The 20,411-nt window shown below is 70.1% G+C and carries 16 protein-coding genes and 1 pseudogene; 9 read left to right on the forward strand and 8 right to left on the reverse strand.

Features of this window, described 5'->3' with window-relative positions; genetic code table 11:
• Positions 1 to 429, reverse strand: a 429-nt coding sequence (locus JHN45_RS24115; protein ID WP_200715408.1) for a glutamine synthetase beta-grasp domain-containing protein, incomplete at its 3' end; no start/stop codon positions are given.
• 353 nt (positions 430 to 782) lie between these two features.
• Here JHN45_RS24115 and JHN45_RS24120 point away from each other — a divergent pair.
• From JHN45_RS24120 to JHN45_RS24140, 5 genes are all read left to right on the forward strand, one after another.
• Positions 783 to 1,457 carry a DUF3105 domain-containing protein gene (locus tag JHN45_RS24120; RefSeq protein ID WP_201050600.1) on the forward strand — a complete coding sequence of 225 codons (675 nt, stop codon included), beginning with the start codon at positions 783 to 785 and terminating at the stop codon, positions 1,455 to 1,457.
• Positions 1,454 to 2,083 carry a DUF305 domain-containing protein gene (locus tag JHN45_RS24125; RefSeq protein ID WP_201050601.1) on the forward strand — a complete coding sequence of 210 codons (630 nt, stop codon included), beginning with the start codon at positions 1,454 to 1,456 and terminating at the stop codon, positions 2,081 to 2,083. The genes JHN45_RS24120 and JHN45_RS24125 overlap by 4 nt, the downstream gene beginning before the upstream one ends.
• Before the next feature lie 228 nt (positions 2,084 to 2,311).
• The gene (locus tag JHN45_RS24130) at positions 2,312 to 4,288 is read left to right on the forward strand and encodes a protease pro-enzyme activation domain-containing protein (RefSeq protein WP_201050602.1); all 1,977 of its coding nucleotides are present in this window, start codon (positions 2,312 to 2,314) and stop codon (positions 4,286 to 4,288) included.
• 100 nt (positions 4,289 to 4,388) lie between these two features.
• Positions 4,389 to 6,425, forward strand: coding sequence for an NAD(+) synthase (locus tag JHN45_RS24135; protein ID WP_307783177.1), 2,037 nt, complete (start codon positions 4,389 to 4,391; stop codon positions 6,423 to 6,425).
• Between the two features lie 120 nt (positions 6,426 to 6,545).
• The gene (locus JHN45_RS24140; RefSeq protein WP_200715411.1) at positions 6,546 to 6,959 is read left to right on the forward strand and encodes a peptidoglycan-binding protein; all 414 of its coding nucleotides are present in this window, start codon (positions 6,546 to 6,548) and stop codon (positions 6,957 to 6,959) included.
• Positions 6,960 to 6,988: 29 nt separating this feature from the next.
• Here the strand turns inward: JHN45_RS24140 and JHN45_RS24145 are convergent, their stop codons facing one another.
• From JHN45_RS24145 to JHN45_RS24160, 4 genes and pseudogenes are all read right to left on the reverse strand, one after another.
• Positions 6,989 to 8,203 carry an MFS transporter gene (locus JHN45_RS24145; RefSeq protein ID WP_200715412.1) on the reverse strand — a complete coding sequence of 405 codons (1,215 nt, stop codon included), beginning with the start codon at positions 8,201 to 8,203 and terminating at the stop codon, positions 6,989 to 6,991.
• 99 nt (positions 8,204 to 8,302) lie between these two features.
• Positions 8,303 to 9,254: pseudogene (locus JHN45_RS24150) on the reverse strand (endonuclease/exonuclease/phosphatase family protein).
• 285 nt (positions 9,255 to 9,539) lie between these two features.
• Positions 9,540 to 10,184, reverse strand: a complete 645-nt coding sequence (locus JHN45_RS24155; protein WP_200715414.1) for a TetR/AcrR family transcriptional regulator — start codon at positions 10,182 to 10,184, stop codon at positions 9,540 to 9,542.
• Between the two features lie 53 nt (positions 10,185 to 10,237).
• The gene (locus JHN45_RS24160; protein WP_201050603.1) at positions 10,238 to 11,827 is read right to left on the reverse strand and encodes an MFS transporter; all 1,590 of its coding nucleotides are present in this window, start codon (positions 11,825 to 11,827) and stop codon (positions 10,238 to 10,240) included.
• Positions 11,828 to 12,039: 212 nt separating this feature from the next.
• On the opposite strand from JHN45_RS24160, the gene panB reads away from it, so the two are divergent.
• The 3 genes from panB (at position 12,040) to JHN45_RS24175 (ending at position 14,990) form a co-directional block, all read left to right on the forward strand.
• Positions 12,040 to 12,915: a 3-methyl-2-oxobutanoate hydroxymethyltransferase gene (gene panB / locus JHN45_RS24165; RefSeq protein ID WP_200715416.1), complete on the forward strand. Its 876-nt coding sequence runs from the start codon at positions 12,040 to 12,042 to the stop codon at positions 12,913 to 12,915.
• Positions 12,916 to 13,152: 237 nt separating this feature from the next.
• Complete coding sequence (locus tag JHN45_RS24170; RefSeq protein WP_200715417.1) at positions 13,153 to 14,172, forward strand: ATP-binding cassette domain-containing protein; 1,020 nt, start codon at positions 13,153 to 13,155, stop codon at positions 14,170 to 14,172.
• Positions 14,169 to 14,990 (forward strand): ABC transporter permease, encoded by an 822-nt coding sequence (locus JHN45_RS24175; protein WP_200715418.1) that lies wholly within the window; start codon positions 14,169 to 14,171, stop codon positions 14,988 to 14,990. Before JHN45_RS24170 ends, JHN45_RS24175 begins: the two co-directional genes overlap by 4 nt.
• Before the next feature lie 38 nt (positions 14,991 to 15,028).
• On the opposite strand, the gene JHN45_RS24180 is transcribed toward JHN45_RS24175, so the two are convergent.
• Positions 15,029 to 18,340: a BTAD domain-containing putative transcriptional regulator gene (locus JHN45_RS24180; RefSeq protein ID WP_201050604.1), complete on the reverse strand. Its 3,312-nt coding sequence runs from the start codon at positions 18,338 to 18,340 to the stop codon at positions 15,029 to 15,031.
• A 253-nt stretch (positions 18,341 to 18,593) separates the two neighbouring features.
• Here JHN45_RS24180 and JHN45_RS24185 point away from each other — a divergent pair, with 253 nt between their 5' ends.
• Positions 18,594 to 19,364, forward strand: a complete 771-nt coding sequence (locus tag JHN45_RS24185; RefSeq protein ID WP_201050605.1) for a site-2 protease family protein — start codon at positions 18,594 to 18,596, stop codon at positions 19,362 to 19,364.
• A gap of 8 nt (positions 19,365 to 19,372) precedes the next feature.
• Here the strand turns inward: JHN45_RS24185 and JHN45_RS24190 are convergent, their stop codons facing one another.
• Together JHN45_RS24190 and npdG are read right to left on the reverse strand one after the other, a co-directional pair.
• Entirely contained in the window at positions 19,373 to 19,537 is a 165-nt protein-coding gene (locus tag JHN45_RS24190) for a hypothetical protein (RefSeq protein ID WP_200716575.1), read from the reverse strand.
• Between the two features lie 79 nt (positions 19,538 to 19,616).
• Positions 19,617 to 20,345, reverse strand: a complete 729-nt coding sequence (npdG, locus tag JHN45_RS24195; protein ID WP_200716576.1) for an NADPH-dependent F420 reductase — start codon at positions 20,343 to 20,345, stop codon at positions 19,617 to 19,619.
• Positions 20,346 to 20,411 lie beyond the last annotated feature (66 nt).

A 20,411-nucleotide genomic window follows, 5' to 3' on the forward strand; every position in this document is an offset into this window, starting at 1 on the left:
GCCGTCGAGGGGGCGGTCCTTCAGGAGGAAGAACTCGATCTCCGGGTGGGTGTAGAAGGTGAAGCCCAGGTCGGAGGTCTTGGCGAGGGCGCGCTTCAGGACGTAGCGCGGGTCCGCGAAGGACGGGGAGCCGTCCGGCATGAGGATGTCGCAGAACATGCGGGCCGTGCCGGGGGCCTCGGCGCGCCAGGGCAGGACCTGGAAGGTGGAGGGGTCCGGCTTGGCGATCATGTCGGACTCGTACACGCGGGCGAAGCCCTCGATCGCGGAGCCGTCGAAGCCGATGCCCTCGTCGAAGGCCTGTTCCAGCTCGGCGGGGGCCACGGCGACGGACTTGAGGAAGCCCAGCACGTCCGTGAACCACAGCCGTACGAACCGGATGTCGCGCTCCTCCAACGTCCGGAGCACGAACTCCTGCTGCTTGTCCATCTTCCGCTTCCCCATCCTTGCTGGTCAGGCCGCCTGTCCTCGTACCGCAGGAGGCGGTCGGGCACCTGAGCATCCCACCACAACACCATTTCGTGCGCGTTGCCGACCTTGATCGACCGGCCGTCCTCGGGCTGAACGGCTCACGAACGGCAGGTGTCCCGCGCTGATGCTCATGTGATGCCCATCTGCTGACCATCTTGCCTGCTCGGACTGACATTCGTAATGCCTGGCATGGGGGGATCGCACTCTTCCGCGGTCTTTGCTGTGGGCGCCCTACGAGAACCCTTTACTCCCCCACTACGATCAGTGGGTCCCGACCTTCCCGTCCCTTCCCCCAAAAGGACACACATCTCATGGGTTCCGCGAAGAACACCGGCAACGCGGCGCGCAAGGCCCGCATCGAGGAGATGCGGCGCGCCGAGCAGGCCCGCGAGCGACGCGCCAAGCTCGTGAAGATCGTGGCGAGCACGGTGGTCGCCGCCGGTGTCGTCATCGGCGGGGTCGCCGTCGTGCACGCGCAGTCCGGCAAGAAGGACAGTTCCGCGAGCGACTCCAAGAGCGGCGACGGCTCGGGGCACTTCGTGGCGGGCTCGGACGGCGTGAACACGTGGAAGGGCACGCTGGGCCGCACCCACGTCACCGGCACGGTGAACTACCCGATGCACCCGCCGGTCGGCGGCAACCACAACCCGGTCTGGCTGAACTGCAACGGCGATGTCTACACCAAGGCCGTCAAGGACGAGAACGCGGTGCACGCGCTGGAGCACGGCGCGGTCTGGGTGACGTACAACAAGAAGGCCTCGGCGGCCGACGTCAAGGCGCTCGCGGCGAAGGTGAAGTCGACGCCGTACTCTCTGATGAGTCCGTACGACAGCCAGAAGGACCCGATCATGCTGTCGGCGTGGGGGCACCAGCGCACCGTGAAGAGCGCGAGCGACGCGGACGTGAACAAGTTCTTCGCCGAGTTCGTGCAGGGCAAGCAGACGCCGGAGCCGGGTGCGGCCTGCACGGGCGGGCTGTCGCAGTGAGGCAGGTGGGACTGATCGCGGGGGCCGCGGCGGTGGCGCTGGTCGCGGCCGGCGCGATCACCTACGCGGTCGCCGAGGACGGCGGTAAATCGACCAACTCCCCTACTCCTACGGCGGATTCGGCGGACGCCGGGTTCGCGCGGGACATGGCGGTGCACCACCAGCAGGCCGTCGAGATGTCGTACATCGTGCGGGACCGTACGAAGAACGTGGAAGTGCGGCGGCTTGCATACGACATCGCGCAGACGCAGGCCAATCAACGGGGCATGCTGCTGGGCTGGTTGGACCTGTGGAACCTGCCGAAGGTGTCGGCCGATCCGCCGATGACCTGGATGGGCATGGGTGACATGGCGTCCGGCAAGGACGGCGCGCTGATGCCGGGGATGGCGACCAACACCGAGCTGAAGAAGCTGAATTCGCTGAGCGGCAAGCCCGCCGAGGTCTTCTTCCTGCAGCTCATGACGGACCATCACAAGGGCGGGATCCACATGGCCGAGGGGTGTGTGGAGAAGTGCACGGTGGGGGTGGAGAAACGGCTGGCGCAGGGGATGGTGGACGCGCAGCAGTCGGAGATCCAGCTGATGGCCGACATGCTCAAGGAGCGTGGCGCAAAAGCGCGTTCGTAAAGCGTCTCCGGTCGTTCGTTACACGCCCGTAAGGAAAAAAGCACCCAATTCGCCCTGGGTGACGGTTCCTTGGGTTTCTCTTGACTTTTGCGTTCCCCTGGCATGAACGGTTCATCGAAAGAGTGGCCCCCATCGTGTGATCCATCCACGGACCCTCCCGCCGCAGGTTCCGTGCGGATCCCGCATGACCGACCACTCCATGCGTCGAACCGCATAGCAGGGGGTTTTATGAGATCCAATCGCGCCACCATGCGCGCCGGCGTGAGCATGGCAGCGACACTGCCCATGATCGCCGGCGCTCTGGCGCTCGGTATACCCGCGGCGCACGCCGCGGACACCCCGGGCCGGGACTCTCTCGCGGGCACCAAGCCCGCGTGGGCGACGGCCAAGGCGGACAAGGGAGCTACCTCCGACAGCTCCAAGGTCTCCGCCCGGGTCTATTTCGCCGGCCGGAACGCCTCTGGCCTCGCGGCGTACGCCAAGGCCGTCTCGGACCCGAGTTCGGCTCTGTACGGCAAGTACCTGAGCGCCGCTCAGGTGCAGCAGCGCTTCGGCGCCACGACGGCCCAGGTGACCGCCGTCAAGTCCTGGCTGAAGTCCGCCGGGCTGAAGGTCACCGGCACCACGCAGCACTACGTCACCGTCTCCGGTGACGTGGCGGCGGTCGAGAAGGCGTTCAGCACCTCGCTGCACAACTACTCGAAGGGCTCGAAGACCTACCGCGCCCCGTCGAAGACGGCCTCCGCGCCGGACAGCCTCAACGGTGCCGTCCTGACCGTCACCGGTCTCGACAACGCCCCGCACCAGGCGAGCCACGACGACACGCTGCCGGGTCCGGCCGGGGTGTTCAAGAACTCGGGACCGTTCTCCTCGTACTACGGCTCCAACACCGCGACCACCCTGCCCTCGGCCTACGGCAAGAAGATCCCGTACGCCGTCGAGGGGTACACCGGCAAGCAGCTGCGGGCCGCCTACGGCGCCGGCAAGTACACCGGCAAGGGCGTGCGCGTCGCCATCACCGACGCCTACGCCTCGCCGACCATCGCGTTCGACGCGGCCACCTACGCGAAGAACCACGGCGACGCCAAGTGGACGACCAGCCAGCTGAAGCAGGTCCTCCCGTCGAACTACACCGACACCGCCGCCGACAAGTGCGACGCATCGGGCTGGTACGGCGAGGAGACCCTCGACGTCGAGGCCGTGCACGCGGTGGCGCCGGGCGCGAACGTCACGTACGTGGGCGCCGCGTCCTGCAACGACGACGATCTGCTCGACTCGCTCAACAAGATCGTCGACAACCACCTGGCCGACATCGTCTCCAACTCGTGGGGCGACATCGAGGCCAACCAGACGCCGGACCTCGCGGCCGCCTACGACCAGGTGTTCCAGCTGGGCGCGGTCGAGGGCATCGGCTTCTACTTCTCCTCCGGTGACAACGGCGACGAGGTGGCCAACACCACCACGCCGACGCAGCCCGGCGTCAAGCAGGTCGACACCCCGGCCAACTCGGCGTGGGTGACGGCGGTCGGCGGTACCTCGCTGGCCGTCGGCAAGGGCGACAAGTACCTGTGGGAGACCGGCTGGGGCACCGAGAAGGCCGCGCTGTCGACCGACGGCAAGAGCTGGACCAACTTCCCCGGCGCCTTCACCTCGGGCGCGGGCGGCGGCACCAGCAAGACGGTGGCCGAGCCCTTCTACCAGAAGGGTGTCGTCCCGAAGGCACTCGCCACGGCCAACAGCGCCACCGGCAACCGTGTCGTCCCGGACATCTCGGCGATCGCCGACCCGAACACCGGCTTCAAGGTCGGCCAGACGCAGACCCAGTCTGACGGTTCGGAGTCGTACAGCGAGTACCGGATCGGCGGCACCTCGCTCGCCTCCCCGGTGATCGCGGCGGTCCAGGCCCTGGCCCAGGAGGCGCGCGGCGGCAAGGCGATCGGTTTCGCCAACCCGTCGATCTACGCCAAGTACGGCACGAAGGTCTACCACGACGTGACCGACAAGCCGACCGGCACGGACCTCGCGGTCGCCCGCGTGGACTTCGCCAACGGCTTCGACGCCACCGAGGGCCTGCTGACCTCGGTCCGCAGCCTCGGCAAGGACAGCTCGCTGTCCGCGGTCAAGGGCTACGACGACGTGACCGGCGTGGGCACGCCCGCGAACGGCTACGTCGAGTCGTTCATCGCCCCCAAGGGTCACCACTGACCCGGTAGGCGGTGGGCGAGTCACCTGTTGATGGGGTGGCGTGGGGTATTCGACACCCCGCGCCACCCCATCGCGTCTCACTGACGATTACAGTGGACCCGTGCCTCCACTGAACTTCTGGTCGATCTATCAGCACGGCTTCGCCCGCGTCGCCGCCTGCACGGGCCACACCGTGATCGCGGACCCGCACGCCAACGCCGAAGCGGTCCTGCGCCACGCCCGCCGCTGCGACGAGGAGGGCGTCGCCGTCGCCGTCTTCGCCGAGATGGGCCTGTGCGGCTACTCCATCGAGGACCTGCTGCTCCAGGACGTACTGCTCGACCAGGTCGAGGAGGCGCTGCGGGAGGTGGTGACGGGGTCCGCGGACCTGCTGCCGGTGCTGGTCGTCGGCGCCCCGCTGCGGCACCGCAACCGGATCTACAACTGCGCGGTGCTGGTGCACCGGGGCCGGGTCCTGGGTGTCGTACCGAAGTCGTACCCGCCGAACTACCGCGAGTTCTACGAGCGCCGCCAGATCGCCGACGGCGCCGACGAGCGCGGCGGTTCGATCCGCGTCGGCGGGGAGGAAGTCCCGTTCGGCGTGGACCTGTTGTTCGCGGCGCGGGACGTGCCGTCGCTCGTACTCCACGCGGAGATCTGCGAGGACATGTGGGTGCCGGTGCCGCCCAGCGCCGAGGCGGCCCTGGCGGGTGCCACGGTCCTCGTCAACCTCTCCGGCAGCCCGATCACGGTCGGCCGCGCCGAGGACCGCAAACTGCTGTGCCGCTCGGCGTCCGCGCGCTGTCTCGCCGCGTACGTCTACGCGGCGGCCGGTCTCGGCGAGTCGACGACGGACCTGTCCTGGGACGGCCAGGCGATGATCTACGAGAACGGCGCGCTGCTGGCGGAGACCGAGCGCTTCCCGCTGGGCGACGAGTACGCGGTGGCCGACGTCGACCTGGACCTGCTGCGGCAGGAGCGGCAGCGGATGGGCACGTTCGACGACAACCGCCGTACGCACCGGGCGCGGACGTCGGACTTCCGCACGGTGGGCTTCGAACTCGGCCCGCCGCTGGGTGACTTGGGGCTGCGGCGGCGCCTGGAACGCTTCCCGTTCGTACCGGCCGACGCGGAGCGGCTCGCGCAGGACTGCTACGAGGCGTACAACATCCAGGTCGAGGGCCTGCAGCAGCGGCTCGCGGCGATCGGCGGCCCGAAGGTCGTCATCGGGGTGTCGGGCGGGCTGGACTCGACCCACGCGCTGATCGTCGCCGCCCGCGCGATGGACCGCGCGGGCCGTCCGCGCAGCGACATCCTGGCCTGGACGCTGCCCGGCTTCGCGACGAGCGACCACACGAAGGACAACGCGCACGCGCTGATGCGGGCGATCGGCGTCACGGCGGCGGAGTTGGACATCACGCCGACCGCACGTCTGATGCTGAAGGAGATGGGCCACCCCTTCGCCTCCGGCGAGCCGGTGTACGACATCACCTTCGAGAACGTGCAGGCGGGCCTGCGCACGGACTACCTGTTCCGGCTCGCCAACCAGCGCAACGGCATCGTGCTGGGCACGGGCGACCTCTCGGAACTGGCCCTGGGCTGGTCCACGTACGGCGTCGGCGACCAGATGAGCCACTACAACGTCAACTCCGGCGTACCGAAGACCCTCATCCAGCACCTGATCCGCTGGGTGGTGAGCAGCGACCAGTTCGACGAGGAGACCGGCAAGATCCTCACCGCGATCCTCGACACGGAGATCAGCCCGGAGCTGGTGCCCGGCGAGGAGATGCAGTCCACGGAGTCGAAGATCGGCCCGTACGCCCTGCACGACTTCACCCTCTTCCACGTCCTGCGCCACGGCTTCCGCCCGTCGAAGATCGCGTTCCTGGCGTGGCACGCGTGGCACGACGCGGGAGCGGGAGCCTGGCCGCCCGGCTTCCCGGAGGAGAAGCGGGTGGCGTACGAACTGCCGGAGATCCGACGGTGGTTGGAGGTCTTCTGCCGCCGCTTCTTCGGCTTCGCCCAGTTCAAGCGCTCGGCGATGCCCAATGGGCCGAAGGTTTCGGCGGGCGGTTCGTTGTCGCCCCGGGGGGATTGGCGCGCACCCTCGGACGGGTCGGCCACGGCTTGGCTGCGGGACCTGGAGCGGTTCGACTAGAACCCGTTCCGGGAGTGGTCGGCAGGTTTTGTCCTCGGCTTACCGGTGTGGGGTTGGTTCATGGTGAGGACCTGGGTGAGGGTGTTCCGCGACGTCCACCCGCGCTCGGAACGAGGTCCGATGAGACACACCCGCCTGCTCCGCCGCGCCACGGTGACCCTGACCGCAGCCGTCACCGTGGGGCTCGGCACGACGACGGCCCACGCGGACCCCGGAATCCCGGACATCGGCTACGGCCACGCCAACAACCCCGCGTCGGTCCGCTGTGTGCAGTTCTTCGTGAACAACTACCTCAACCTGCACCTCTTGGAGGACGGCAAGTTCGGCCCGCAGACCGAGCGGGGTGTCAAAGAACTCCAGAAGTACTCCAACTTCCACTGGGCCACCACCGAGTTGGCGGTCGACGGGATCTTCGGCAAGCACACGGGTGAGGTCGTGCTCAAGCACATCAAGCGGTATCCGTCGTCGATCAACTTCCGGAAGGCCAGCCAGTGCGGCCACCGGGTGCCTTCGTACAACGTCATCCTCAACTGACGCCGTACACAAGGGGGTTCGTCAAGCGGTCACGGCTGCAGAACGCCCGCCTGGTCCGGGACGTGGGTCGCGACCACGCGCTCGCGGCCCGGTACCGCACGACGCCGGTCCACGCTCCACGCCGTGGCGGCAACTCCCAAGCCCAGTACGGCCAACAGCGCGCCGGCCACGGCAGGCGACGTAGCGCCGAAGCCCGCCGTCAGGGCCAGGCCGCCGATCCAGGCGCCGCCCGCGTTGGCCAGGTTGAAGGCCGCCTGGTTCGCGGAGGAGGCCAACGAGGGGCCCGCGGCGGCCTTTTCCATCACCATCAGCTGGAGCGGGGAGCCCGTCACGAACGCCGCTACGCCCAGGAGGACGACCGACAGGGCCGCCGTCCACTCCGTGGTCATCAGGAGGGGGAAGAGGGCCAGGACCGCGGCCAGGGACACCAGTCCGCCGAACAGGGTGCCTCGGAGGGAGTGGTCCGCGAGGCGGCCGCCCACCAGGTTGCCCGCCGTCGCGCCCACGCCGAACAGCGCCAGGAGGAGTGTCACGCTGCCGTCCGCGAAGCCCGCCGCGTCCGTGAGCATCGGCGTGATGTAGCTGTACGCCGAGAAGAGCGCGCCGAAGCCGGCCACGGTCGTGCCGAGGGCCAGCCAGACCGGGAGGGAGCGGAGCGCCGCCATTTCGCGGCGCAGGCCCACCGCCGGGGCGTGTGCGTGGTCGTGCGGGATCAGCAGGGCCAGCGACGCTATCGCCGCCAGGCCGATCACGCTCACCGCGAGGAACGTGGCCCGCCAGCCCAGGTGCTGGCCCATCAGCGTGGCCGCCGGTACGCCCACGATGTTGGCGACCGTGAGGCCCAGGAACATCAGCGAGACGGAGCGCGCCTTGCGTTCGGGCGCGACCATCGTCGTAGCGACGACCGCTCCCACGCCGAAGAAGGCGCCGTGCGGCAGGCCGCTCAGGAAGCGGGCGGCGAGGAGGTAGTCGTAGTTCGCGGCGAGGGCCGAGAGGGCGTTGCCCGCCACGAACAGGACCATCAGGCCGATCAGGACCGTGCGGCGGGACAGGCGGGCGGTGACCGCCGCGAGGAGCGGGGCGCCGATGACGACGCCCAGCGCGTACGCCGAGACCAGGTGTCCCGCCGTGGGGATCGAGACGTGGAGGTCGTCCGCGACCTCGGGCAGCAGGCCCATGATCACGAATTCGGTGGTGCCGATACCAAAAGCGCCGACGGCCAGAGCTAGCAGGGCCAGGGGCATGGAGGTGCCTGTGCCTTTCAAGGGGAGAGCGGAGTTCCGTACCGAACAGCTTAAGTTCAGTTACGGAACAAAGACTCCCAGGCGCTCTATTCCACGAGGTTAAGAGCTCGTGTCCAGGTTCACACGGGCCGCGATCGGGAGATGGTCGCTGCCGGTCCTGGGGAGGGTCCACGAGGTGACCGGTTCCACGCCCTGGACCATGATCTGGTCGATCCGCGCCATCGGGAACGAGGCCGGCCAGCTGAACCCGAAGCCGTCGCCCGCCGCGCCCTGGGTGGAGCGCATCTGGGAGGTGACGGCGTTCAGCGATCGGTCGTTCATCGTGCCGTTGAGGTCGCCGAGGAGGATCTTCCGCTTCAGCGGCTCGGCGGCGATGGCCTCACCGAGCGCGTCGGCGCTCGTGTCGCGCTGCCGGGCCGTGAACCCGGCCTTCAACTTCACCCGCACCGACGGGAGATGGGCGACGTAGACCGCGATCCGCCCCTCGGGGGTGGTGACGGTGGCGCGCATCGCGCGGGTCCAGCCCAGCTTTATGTCCACGGCCTGGACGCCGGTCATCGGGTCCTTGCTCCACAGACCGACCGTGCCCTCGACCGCGTGGTACTTGTACGTCGACGCGAGGGCCTTCTCGTACGTCGGGACCGCCGAGGCCGTCAGCTCCTCCAGGGCGACGATGTCCGCGCCGGACGCGGCCACGTCACGGGCCGTACCGGCCGGGTCGGGGTTGTCGGCGTTGACGTTGTGCGTGGCCACGGTCAGGTCGCCGCCGGTGCCGGTCTTGTCGCTGAGCAGCAGCCCGCCGAAGAGGTTCAGCCAGACGACCGCCGGGAGGACGACGGCGATCAGCGCGGTCGCCGACTTGCGGACCAGGCCGAGGACCAGCAGCAGCGGGATCGCGATCCCGAACCAGGGCAGGAAGGTCTCCGTGAGACTGCCGAGGTTGCCGATCCGGTTCGGGATCCGCGAGTGCAGCAGCATGACGAGGGCCAGGACTACCGCCAGCGCGGCGAGGATCAGACCCCGGCGCCAGATCCTCCGGTCGCCCCGCCAGCCGTCGAACAGTCTGTTCCGCAGGCGCCGAAGTCGGTTTCCCTGCGGCTCGTCCCCCGAGCCGCCGTCGTCCGTCTCCGCCACATACGCCTGCTGTGCCATACCGTCGCCTCACTACCTGCCGTGCACACCATCGTCCCCGCGCCTACGACCCTAGGGGATGATCGGTTCCGATCCGCCGTCCCATGACGGCCGTACTGGCACGAGGACGAACAAGTCGGCGCCGCGGGTTCCGAATCCGGGTCCGTAGGCCCCCTTTGTGACGAGACGCGCACATACGGATCCGCTAGGGCCCGGCCGGGCGCAGGGCCACCAGCACGGTGTCCACGAGGAGTTCGGACAGGCCCTCGGGGAGGTCGGCGTCGGCGCGCATGACGGTGCGCAGGAGCATCGGGCCGACCAGCATGTCGTTCATCAGCTCGGCGTCGAGGTCGGTGCGGAGTTCGCCGTTCTCCTGGCCCCGGCGCAGGATGTCCACCTGCTTGCGGCGCCGGGGTTCCACGACGGCCGCGTTGTACGCGGCCCAGACCTTCGGGCTGCTCTTCATCTGGGCGAACACGTTGTGGAGGAGCGCCGAGGAGCGGGCCATCAGACCGCGCTGGCGCAGCTGTTCCACCATGGCCACGAGGTCGTCGCGCAGGGAGACGCCGGGCAGTTCGGGGTCCGGCGGCTCGGCCCCGCGGACGACGTCGACGAACAACTCCTCCTTGCCCGGCCAGCGGCGGTAGATGGTGGCCTTGCCGACACCGGCGGTGCGGGCGATGCGCTCGATGGAGAGTTCGGCCAGGGGCACGCCTTCCTCCAGGAGCTTCATCACGCCTTCCGTGATGGCGCGTTCGACGGCCTCGCTGCGCGGGCGCCCTCGGGTGGGGGCGCACTGCCGGGTCCCGTTGTCGGTGCCGGTGGCGGTGCCGTTGTCGGCAAGGCTCACTTCACTCCGTCCCTTCGCTGTCCCCCCGTTGCCGTCTGTGGTGATTGTCGTCGCTACTCGCCCACGACGACCAACTCCTGCTCCTCCTTGCCCTCCTGACGGACCGTCGGCTTCCCGGGCAGGAAGAGGAACGCGACCACCGCTCCTACGACCGCGACGCCCGCGCCGCACAGGGCGGTGACGTGCATGGCGTGCAGGAAGGCGTCGTTGGCCGGGCCGACCAGGGCTTTGCCCTGCGGGCCGAGCTTCGCGGCGACTCCGAGGGTGGCCTCGATGGACTCGCCGGCCGTGTCGCGCAGGGCGGCCGGCACCGAGCCGAGCTTGCCCTCGATGCCGTTGCGGTAGGCGGTGGAGAGCACCGAGCCGAGTACGGCGATGCCGAGCGCGCCGCCGACCTGGCGGAAGGTGTTGCTCAGCGCGGACGCGGAGCCGGCCTTCTCGCGCGGCAGGGCCTGCATGATGACCACGCTGGTCGGGGTCATGACGTGTGCCATGCCGGCGCCCATGAGGAAGAAGACGACCTCCAGGATCCAGATCGGCGTGTCCGCCTTGAGGGTCGCGAACGCGGAGAGCGTCCCGGCGAGCAGCAGCAGGCCGACGCCGGTCGTGATCCGGTTGCCGAAGCGGTCGACGACCAGCCGGGCGCGCGGCGCGAAGATCATCTGCGCGGCGGCCAGCGGGAGCATCAGCAGACCGGTCTGCAGCGGCGAGTAGCCGCGCACGCTCTGGGTGTAGAAGACCGAGAAGAAGGTCACGCCCATCAGTGCGAAGAAGACCAGCGCGATGGCGGCGATCGCGGCCGAGAACACCTTGTTCTTGAAGTACGTGACGTCGATGGACGGGTGGTCGCTGCGCTTCTCGAACCAGACGAACCCGGCGAGGACGACGACACCGGCGAGGATCGTCGACAGCACCTTGGGCGCCGTGAAGTCGGCGAGTTCGCCGCCCTCGATGATGCCGTAGACCAGCAGGACGAGGCCTACGACGGACAGGACCACGCCGATCGGGTCGAGGCGGCCGGGCTTCGGGTCGCGGGAGTCGGGGACCAGCCAGATCATCAGGGCGAGCGCGATGATCACGATGGGCACGTTGATCAGGAAGACCGAGCCCCACCAGAAGTGGTCGAGGAGGACACCGCCGGTGATCGGGCCGATCGCGATGGCGAGGCCGACGCCGCCGGCCCAGATGCCGATGGCCTTGGGCTGCTCCTCGCGCTCGAAGACGTTCATGAGGACGGCGAGGGTGGCGGGCATCACGAACGCGGCGCCGAGCGCCATCAGGGCGCGGAAGCCGATGAGCTGGTCGGGCGAGCCGGACTCGGCGGCCAGCGCGGAGCCGATGCCGAACACGAGGAGACCGCCGAGCAGGGTCTTCTTGCGGCCCAGCCGGTCGCCGAGGAGGCCGGCGGTGAACAGCAGGCCGGCGAAGACGAGGGTGTAGGCGTTGATCGCCCACTCCAGCTCGCTCTGTGTCGCGCCCAGGCCGGTCGGGGCCGGGGTGGAGATGGTCTTGATGGCGACGTTGAGGATCGAGTTGTCGAGCACCACGATCAGCAGGCTCAGCATCAGCACGCCGAGGATGGCCCAACGGCGACGGTGCACCGCTTCGGGTATCCGGGTGCCCGGGACGGGTGGAGTGGTCATGCGATCCAGACTAGGGAGCCTCGGGCGAATTCCGATACGAGACCGTGCCGTATCGTAAATCTTTTACTCAGACCTTACGTATGCCCCGCACGTGATCGGACGTGACGCGGGTGACGTGGGCCCCTCTGGCCCTCCGTGACACGAGGTGCCACCATGGAGGGGATCCGGGGACGCCGTGAGGGTGCCTCGAGATGACTGAAGGAGCCGTTGCAATGACGCAGCTTTCGGCTGCCCAGACTGGGAAGACCAGCTCCTCCGACGGCAGCAAGGCGCTGTACGGAGGCAAGGGCACACGCCGTATCACCGTTCGCGACATCGCTCTCGCCAAGGAACGCGGCGAGAAGTGGCCCATGCTCACCGCCTACGACGCGATGACCGCGTCCGTCTTCGACGAGGCCGGCATCCCGGTCATGCTCGTCGGCGACTCGGCGGGCAACTGCCACCTCGGGTACGAGTCGACCGTGCCCGTCACGCTGGACGAGATGACCATGCTGTCCGCCGCGGTCGTACGGGGCACGCAGCGCGCGCTCATCGTCGGCGACCTGCCCTTCGGCTCCTACCAGGAGGGTCCGGTGCAGGCGCTGCGCTCGGCGACCCGGCTGGTGAAGGAGGCCGGGGTCGGCGCGGTGAAGCTGGAGGGCGGCGAGCGGTCGCACGAGCAGATCCGGCTCCTCGTCGAGTCCGGCATCCCGGTCATGGCGCACATCGGTCTCACCCCGCAGTCCGTGAACGCGATGGGGTACCGCGTGCAGGGACGCGGCGAGGAGGCCGCCCAGCAGTTGCTGCGGGACGCGAAGTCCGTGCAGGACGCGGGAGCGTTCGCGGTGGTTCTTGAGCTGGTTCCGGCGGAGCTGGCCGCCGAGGTGACCCGGGTGCTGCACATTCCCACGGTCGGGATCGGGGCGGGGGCCGAGACCGACGCCCAAGTCCTGGTGTGGACCGACATGTTGGGGCTGACGGGCGGCCGGATGCCCAAGTTCGTCAAGCAGTACGCCGATCTGCGGGCCGTCATGGGCGACGCGGCGAAGGCGTTCGCGGAGGACGTGGTCGGCGGGACGTTCCCGCTGGAGGAGCACTCCGTTCACTGAGCGGTTCAGAGCCACTGCGGCACCATGGCAGCCCGCCGAACTTCCCCCGTCGGCGGGCTGCCCCCTCTTTTGCGCCTGAACCGGCGCCGCTCTCGCGGAGGTGGTTGCTCGCCGTCGTGGTTCCTCAATTGATGGTTGCGGTGATCGTCGGAAGACCGTCGCTGCCGTCGGTCAGTTGTCGGCGGCTGTCGGTGGGATGTAGGCGGTCTGTCGGCGGCCCCTGGCACTGTCATCGGCATGACGCGAATCGACAACACACCCAGCGGCACGGCAGTGACCGTGCGGGGGCTGGTCAAGCACTACGGCGAGACCAAGGCGCTGGACGGCGTCGACCTGGACGTCCGGGAGGGCACCGTGATGGGTGTGCTCGGGCCGAACGGTGCCGGCAAGACCACCCTCGTACGCATCCTGTCCACGCTGCTCGCCCCGACCGCCGGCGAGGCATCCGTCGCCGGCTACGACGTCCTGCGCCAGCCCCGCCAGCTGCGCCGGGTGATAGGCCTCACCGGCCAGTACGCCTCCGTCGACGAGAAGCTCCCCGGCTGGGAGAACCTCTACATGATCGGGCGGCTCCTTGACCTGTCCCGCAGGGACGCCCGCGCCCGCGCCGACGAACTGCTGGAGCGGTTCTCCCTCACGGACGCCGCCAAGCGGCCCGCCAGTACCTACTCCGGCGGTATGCGGCGGCGGCTCGACCTGGCCGCCTCGATGATCGGGCACCCGCAGGTGCTGTTCCTCGACGAGCCGACCACCGGTCTCGACCCGCGCACCCGCATGGAGGTGTGGGACGAGGTGCGGTCCATGGTCGGCGACGGCGTGACCGTGCTGCTCACCACCCAGTACATGGAGGAGGCCGAGGCGCTCGCCTCCGAGCTGACCGTGGTGGACCACGGCAAGGTCATCGCGAACGGCGGGATCGACGAGCTGAAGGCGAAGGTCGGTGGACGCGCGTTGCGCATCCGGCCGGCCGATCCACTCCAACTCCGGCCACTGGCCCACGCGTTGGACGAGCTGGGCATCACCGGCCTGGCCACCGTCACCGTCGACGTGGAGAGCGGCACGGTCCTGGTGCCGATCCTCAGCGACGAGCAACTGACCGCCGTGGTCGGCGCGGTGAGCGCCCGCGGCCTCACCATCGCCTCCATCACCACCGAACTGCCCAGCCTGGACGAGGTGTTCCTCTCCCTCACCGGCCACCGTGCCAGTGCCCCGCAGGACTCCGTGCCCACCCCCGACCGCGAGGAGGTCGCCGTATGAGCGCCATCGCCGTGAAGCCCGGCGCCGTCGCGTCGGACCCCCGTATCCCGCTGCGCAATCACCTGCGCCACACCGGCGCCCTGATCCGGCGCAATCTGCTGTGGATCCGGCAGGATCCGGAGTCGATGTTCGACGCCATCCTGTTCCCGGTCATCTTCACGCTGCTGTTCGTGTACGTCTTCGGCGGCTCGATCGGGCAGTCGCTGGGCGGCGGGCAGGAGGCGTACGTGCAGTACGTCGTGCCCGGGCTGCTCGCCATGATGGGCATGAACATGGCCCAGGGAGTGGGCACCGGCTTCAACACCGACTTCCACACCGGGGTCATGGACCGGTTCCGCTCGCTGCCCATCGGGCGCGCCTCGGTGCTGATCGCCAAGATCTCGGTCGAGATGATGCGGATGCTGGTCGCGTCCGCCGTGCTGATGGTCGTCGGTGTCCTCGTCGGCTTCCACATCCACCACTGGCTCGGCATGTTCGCCGCGATCGGACTGTCCGCGGTGTTCGGCTCGGCCCTGATGTGGGTGTTCCTCACCCTCGGCGTGACCATGAAGAGCGCGCAGTCCGTGCAGGCCATGGGCTTCCTGGTGCTGATGCCGCTGCAGTTCGGCTCGTCGATCTTCGCGCCGACCGGTTCGATGCCGGGCTGGCTGCAGAACTTCACCGACTACAACCCGCTCTCCGCCCTGGCGGACGCGGCCCGCGGGCTGATGGTGGGCGGCCCGGTCGCCCACGGCGTGTGGCTGACGCTGGCCTGGTCGGTGGGGCTCACCGCGGTGATGGCCCCGATCTCGATCTACAAGTTCCGTACCAAAGCCTGACCCGGCAGTGCGTCCCGTCCCGGCGGGTTCGTGCCGGCTCACACCAGGGCGGCGGCCTCCTTCGCGGAGAGGCCGCCGCCTTCGGCGTACCCGGCCGCGCACTCCTCGTAGACCGCGTCGCCGAGCGCGGCGCGCGCGTGCTCCTCGGCCCGGCGGTAGACCTCGCGTTCCATGAAGGTCGGGACATGCCCGGGCGGCAGCAGCGCCTTCGCGGAGACCAGGCAGCGGACGCCGTCCCGGGCCCGGTCGCCGCCGTCGAACTCGGTGAGGGCGACCGCGGCGATCCCCAGGTACAGCGAGGTCATGTGCGGGGCGATGGCCTCGGACAGCGGGTCACCGGCCCGCGCCAGCGCCTTGCGGATCTTGTCCAGGGACTCGTCGTAGTCGCCGTCGAGCGCCTCCACCCAGGCCTCCGAGCCGAGGATGAACGCGTCGAAGACGATGAAGTGCGCAATGTGGAACTCCTCGCGCAGCAGGCGCAGTTCCTCGCGTGCCTCGGCGATCCGGCCGGACATGGCGAGGCGGCTCGCGAGGAACATCCGGGCGGCGGGCATCGCCTCGCTGCTCATGCCGCGCGGCCGGTCGATGACCTCGCGCAGGATGCGCTCGCCGCGTTCGAAGTCGCCCTTCTCGATGAGCACACTGCCGAGCCGGGCGCCGAGTACGGCCGTCTGCCCATGGGCACCGAGCCGTTCGGCGTGCTCGATGGCGGCCTCGTAGTCGGCGGCGGCGAGCTGGTACTGGCCGATGCGCTCCCGGGCCTCGGCGCGGGCGGAGAGCGCCTCGGCGACGCCCCAGATGTCACCGATGCGAAGGAAGATCTCCAGCGACTCGTCGGCGTCCCGGGCCGCGTCGCCCGCCCAGTCGGTGCGGTTGGCGAGCATGTTGGCGCGCATCTGGAGGACGGTCGCGAGCTCCCACTCCATGCCGGGGGTGGTCCGGCAGGTGTGGACGTCGGCGTCGAGGATCTCGGGCAGCCGCTGCACGCTGCCGCTCAGCATCACCGCGAAGAACCAGAACATGCCGGGCGTACGGCAGGTCTGCGGCAGCCCCGGTTCGTAGACCTGCGCGATGAGGCCCAGTTTCTCCTTCGCGGCCGGTGCCTCCCAGGCGTCCAACTCCGTGTCCATACAGGCGAGATGGGCGAGATGGAGGCCGCGCCGGGCCTCGGCGAGGAGTTCCCCGGTGAGCGGGGGCGGGATGTCGGTGCAGCGCTGCCAGACCGGGGCGGCACGCCGGACGGGGGCGGCGAAGGGGTCGGGGCCCAGGGCCATGACCTCGACGCACCAGTTGCGGGCCTCGATGCGGACGTCGCGCATCTGCCAGTACCAGATCAGCGACAGGACCAGGCAGATGGCCTCCTGTTCGTCGCGTTCGGCGACGGCGTGCCGCAGGGCGGTGCGGAGGTTCTCGTACTCGCGCTCCAGCCGCTCCACGGCGGCGAGTTGGCCGGGGCCGCGCAGCAACGGGTCGGTGGTGCGGGCGAGTTCGCGGTAGTACGTCAGATGGGCGCGCTCGGCGGCGGGACGGCGGCCGGACTCGGCGAGCCGTTCGCCGGCGTACTCGGCGACGGTCTCCAGGAGCCGGTAGCGCATCCCGTCCTCGCCCGAAGGGGCCGCCACGACAAGGGACTTGTCGACGAGGGAGCCGAGCGTCTCGAACGCGACGGGCCCGCAGACGGCCTCGGCGGCGGCGAGGTCGCAGCCGCCCGCGAAGACGGACAGGGTGCTCAGCACGTCCCGTTCGTCCGCGTCGAGGAGGTCCCAGGACCAGTCGACGACGGCCCGCAGGGTCTGCTGGCGGGGCAGGAGCGTACGGCTGCCCGAAGTGAGCAGCCGGAAGCGGTCGTCGAGCCGGTCGGCGATCTGACGCGGCGTCAACATCCGTAGCCGGGCCGCCGCCAGCTCGATCGCGAGGGGCATCCCGTCGAGCCGCCGGCAGATCTCGGCGCAGGCCTCGATGTCGTCCTCGACCGTGAACCCCGGCCGGGCCGCCGCGCCCCGCTCGGCGAGCAGCCGTAGCGCGACGGGGTCGGGCAGGGGCTCCACCGGGCGCAGCAACTCCCCCGGTACGCCCAGGGGTTCGCGGCTGGTGGCGAGCACGGTGAGTTCGGGGCAGCGCTCCAGCAGGGCCTCCACGAGGCGGGCGGCGGCGTCCACGACGTGCTCGCAGTTGTCGAGGACGATCAGCATCCGGCGGCGCCCGCAGTGTTCGGCGAGCCGCTCCACGGGGTCGTCGTGCCGCTCTCCCCCGGCGGCCCGGATCGCCTCGGCGCCGGCGCCGTACATCACGGTCTCGCGTGCCCCGAGGGCGGTGAGCACGGCCTCCGGTACGGCCTCGGGGTCGTCGACGGGGGCGAGTTCGGCCAGCCAGACCCCGTCCGGCGCCGCGTCCCGCACGCCTTCGGCGGCCTCCTGCGACAGCCGTGTCTTCCCGGCCCCGCCGGGCCCGAGCAGCGTCACCAGCCGGGCGGCGACGAGATCGGTCCGGATGACGTCGATGTCGGCCTCCCGGCCGACGAAGGAGGTGAGGCGGGCGCGGAGATTGCCGGGAGGCGGTGAGGCGGGGGATTCATCGGTCCCGGTGCGCACGGGGATGGTCCGCGCCCCGCTCTCCCCGTCCGGGGACCGCAGCAACTCCCCGTGCAGCGCCCGCAGTTCAGGCCCCGGGTCGGAGCCGAGCCGGTCGGCCAGCAGTTGTCGTACGTCCTCGTAGGCGGCCAGTGCCTCCGCCGTGCGGCCGGTGGCGCGGAGGGCCTGGAGGCGGAGGGCCTGGAGGGGTTCGTCGAGGGGGTGGGTGTCGCACAGGGCGGTCAGTTCGGGCAGGGCGGTGTCCGCGTCGCCCAGGGCCAGCGCCGCCGTCAGACGGGCGCGGCGGGCGTCCAGGTGGCGGGTCTCCCAGCGGGCCGCCTCCGCCGTACGGTCGGGCAGGTCCGCGAGGGCCGGGCCGCCCCACAGGGCCAGCGCGTCGTCCAGGGCCTCGGCCGCCTTCGCGGGGTTGCCGTCGGCCAGCGCCCGCAGCCCCTCGCCGGTCAGCCGCTCGAAACGGTGCAGGTCGATGTCGTCGGCGGCGACGGCGAGCCGGTAGCCGCTCTCCGTCGAGCCGATCGCGTCCGCGCCTAGCGCCCGGCGCAACCTGCCCACCAGCGCCTGCAGCGCGCCCGTCGCGTCGGCCGGCGGGTCGGCGCCCCACACCTCGTCCACCAGGAAGCTCGCGGGCACGGCCCGGTCGGGCCGCAGGGCGAGCACGGTGAGCAGGGCACGCAGCCGCGCCCCGCCGACCGGGACGGGCGTGCCGTCGGAGCGAAGTGCCTGGGTGGTGCCGAGGATGCGATAGCGCACGGGGTCCATTGTCTCCGGTGGCGACGGAAGCGGTCACGGGGTTGGGGCGGCGCGGCGCCGGGCACGGCGTACGGGAGCCGCCGCCCCTGAGATATGAGAGGCGGCGCCCCTGAAATAGGGGGTGACGGGGTCGCGGATCGCGTGCCAGAGTCCCATGCGCCCACCTTCCCCGGAACCGGTGGCCACCCGCGAGACGTTTTCCCCTGTGCCCGGTACCGTCGGGCTTCGCGAACCACCGACCCCCAGCAGGGAGCCCGCCCCCATGACCGCCACCACCACCCGCCCGAGCGACCGGCGGATCAGCCCCGTCTTCCTCGGGATCCTGGCCGTCACGGCGGTGACCGGCTGGGCCACCTGGAGCGGGTTCGCCGAGAAGCCGGGCATCGCCGTGTTCCTGTTCGTGACGGCGGCCTGGATCGTCTCCCTGTGTCTGCACGAGTACGCGCACGCGCGCACCGCGCTGCACAGCGGTGACATCTCGATCGGCGGGAAGGGCTATCTGACCCTCAACCCGCTGAAGTACACGCACGCGCTGCTCAGCATCGTGCTCCCGGTGATCTTCGTCATCATGGGCGGCATCGGTCTGCCGGGCGGGGCGGTGTTCATCGAGCGCAACCGCATCCACGGCCGCTGGAAGCACAGCCTGATCTCGGCGGCGGGCCCGCTGACGAACGTACTGTTCGCGGCGGTCTGCACGGCCCCGTTCTGGCTGCACTCCCTCGACGGGGTGCCGGCCGACTTCCAGTACGCGCTGGCCTTCCTGGCCCTGCTCCAGGTGACCGCGGCGATCCTGAACTTCCTGCCGGTGCCGGGCCTGGACGGCTACGGCGTGATCGAGCCCTGGCTGTCGAACGACGTCAAGCGGCAGGTGGAACCGTTCGCGCCGTTCGGCCTGCTGTTCGTGTTCGCGCTGCTGTGGGTGCCGTCGATCAACCGGGAGTTCTTCGACATGATCGACGCGATCCTGCGGGGGCTGGGCGTCAGCAACTGGGAGACGTCGAACGGCTACAGCCTCTACCAGTTCTGGCGCTAGGAAAGGTCTCAGGCCGCGCGTCCGCGCTTCAGGTAGTACCAGCACATGTTGGACGACAGACCGGCCAGCAGGACCCACACGACGCCGATCCAGCTGCCCTCCACGAAGGAGACGACCGCCGCCGCCACGGCGAGCAGGCAGACGACGAGGGCGTAGAGGGCGAGGCGGGGCATGGGATCGGCTCCTGTCGGCAGAACGAAGGCAGAACAAAGGGGACACTGCTGGTGGGTCGCCACCAGTGTCCCCCACCGCTCAGACGTCCGTGACGCGCAGTCCCGCGTGTGCCTTGTAGCGGCGGTTGACGGAGATCAGGTTCGCGACCAGGGACTCCACCTGGTGGGCGTTGCGCAGCCGGCCCGCGAAGACGCCCCGCATGCCGGGGATCCGGCCGGCCAGCGCCTGGACGATCTCCACGTCGGCGCGCTCCTCGCCCAGCACCATCACGTCCGTGTCGATCTCGGCGATCTCCGTGTCCATGAGCAGGACGGCCGACAGGTGGTGGAAGGCGGCGGCGACCCGGGAGTCCGGCAGCAGGGCGGCGGCCTGTTCGGCGGCGCTGCCCTCCTCCGGCTTCAGCGCGTAGGCGCCCTGCTTGTCGAAGCCCAGCGGGTTGACGCAGTCGACGACGAGCTTCCCGGCCAGCTCCTCGCGCAGCGACTCCAGCGTCTTGCCGTGACCGTCCCAGGGCACGGCGACGATCACGATGTCGCTGCGGCGCGCGGTCTCCGCGTTGTCGGCGCCCTCGACACCGTGGCCGAGCTCCTCGGCGGCGGCCTGCGCGCGGTCGGCGGCGCGGGAGCCGATGATCACCTTCTGGCCGGCCTTGGCGAGCCGGTAGGCGAGGCCCTTGCCCTGCGGCCCGGTCCCGCCGAGCACGCCGACGACCAGTCCGGAGACGTCGGGGAGGTCCCACGGGTCCTTGGCGGGGGCCTTCGCCGGGGGCGTCGCGGGGGTCTGTGCAGCACTGTCGGTAGAGGTCATGGGCCGACTTTACGTCCGCTCCGACGCCCGCATCGGCTCAGGTGAGGTCCGTCACGGACCGGGTGA

Source organism: Streptomyces sp. MBT53 (assembly GCF_016654115.1).
Taxonomy (GTDB): Bacteria; Actinomycetota; Actinomycetes; order Streptomycetales; family Streptomycetaceae; genus Streptomyces.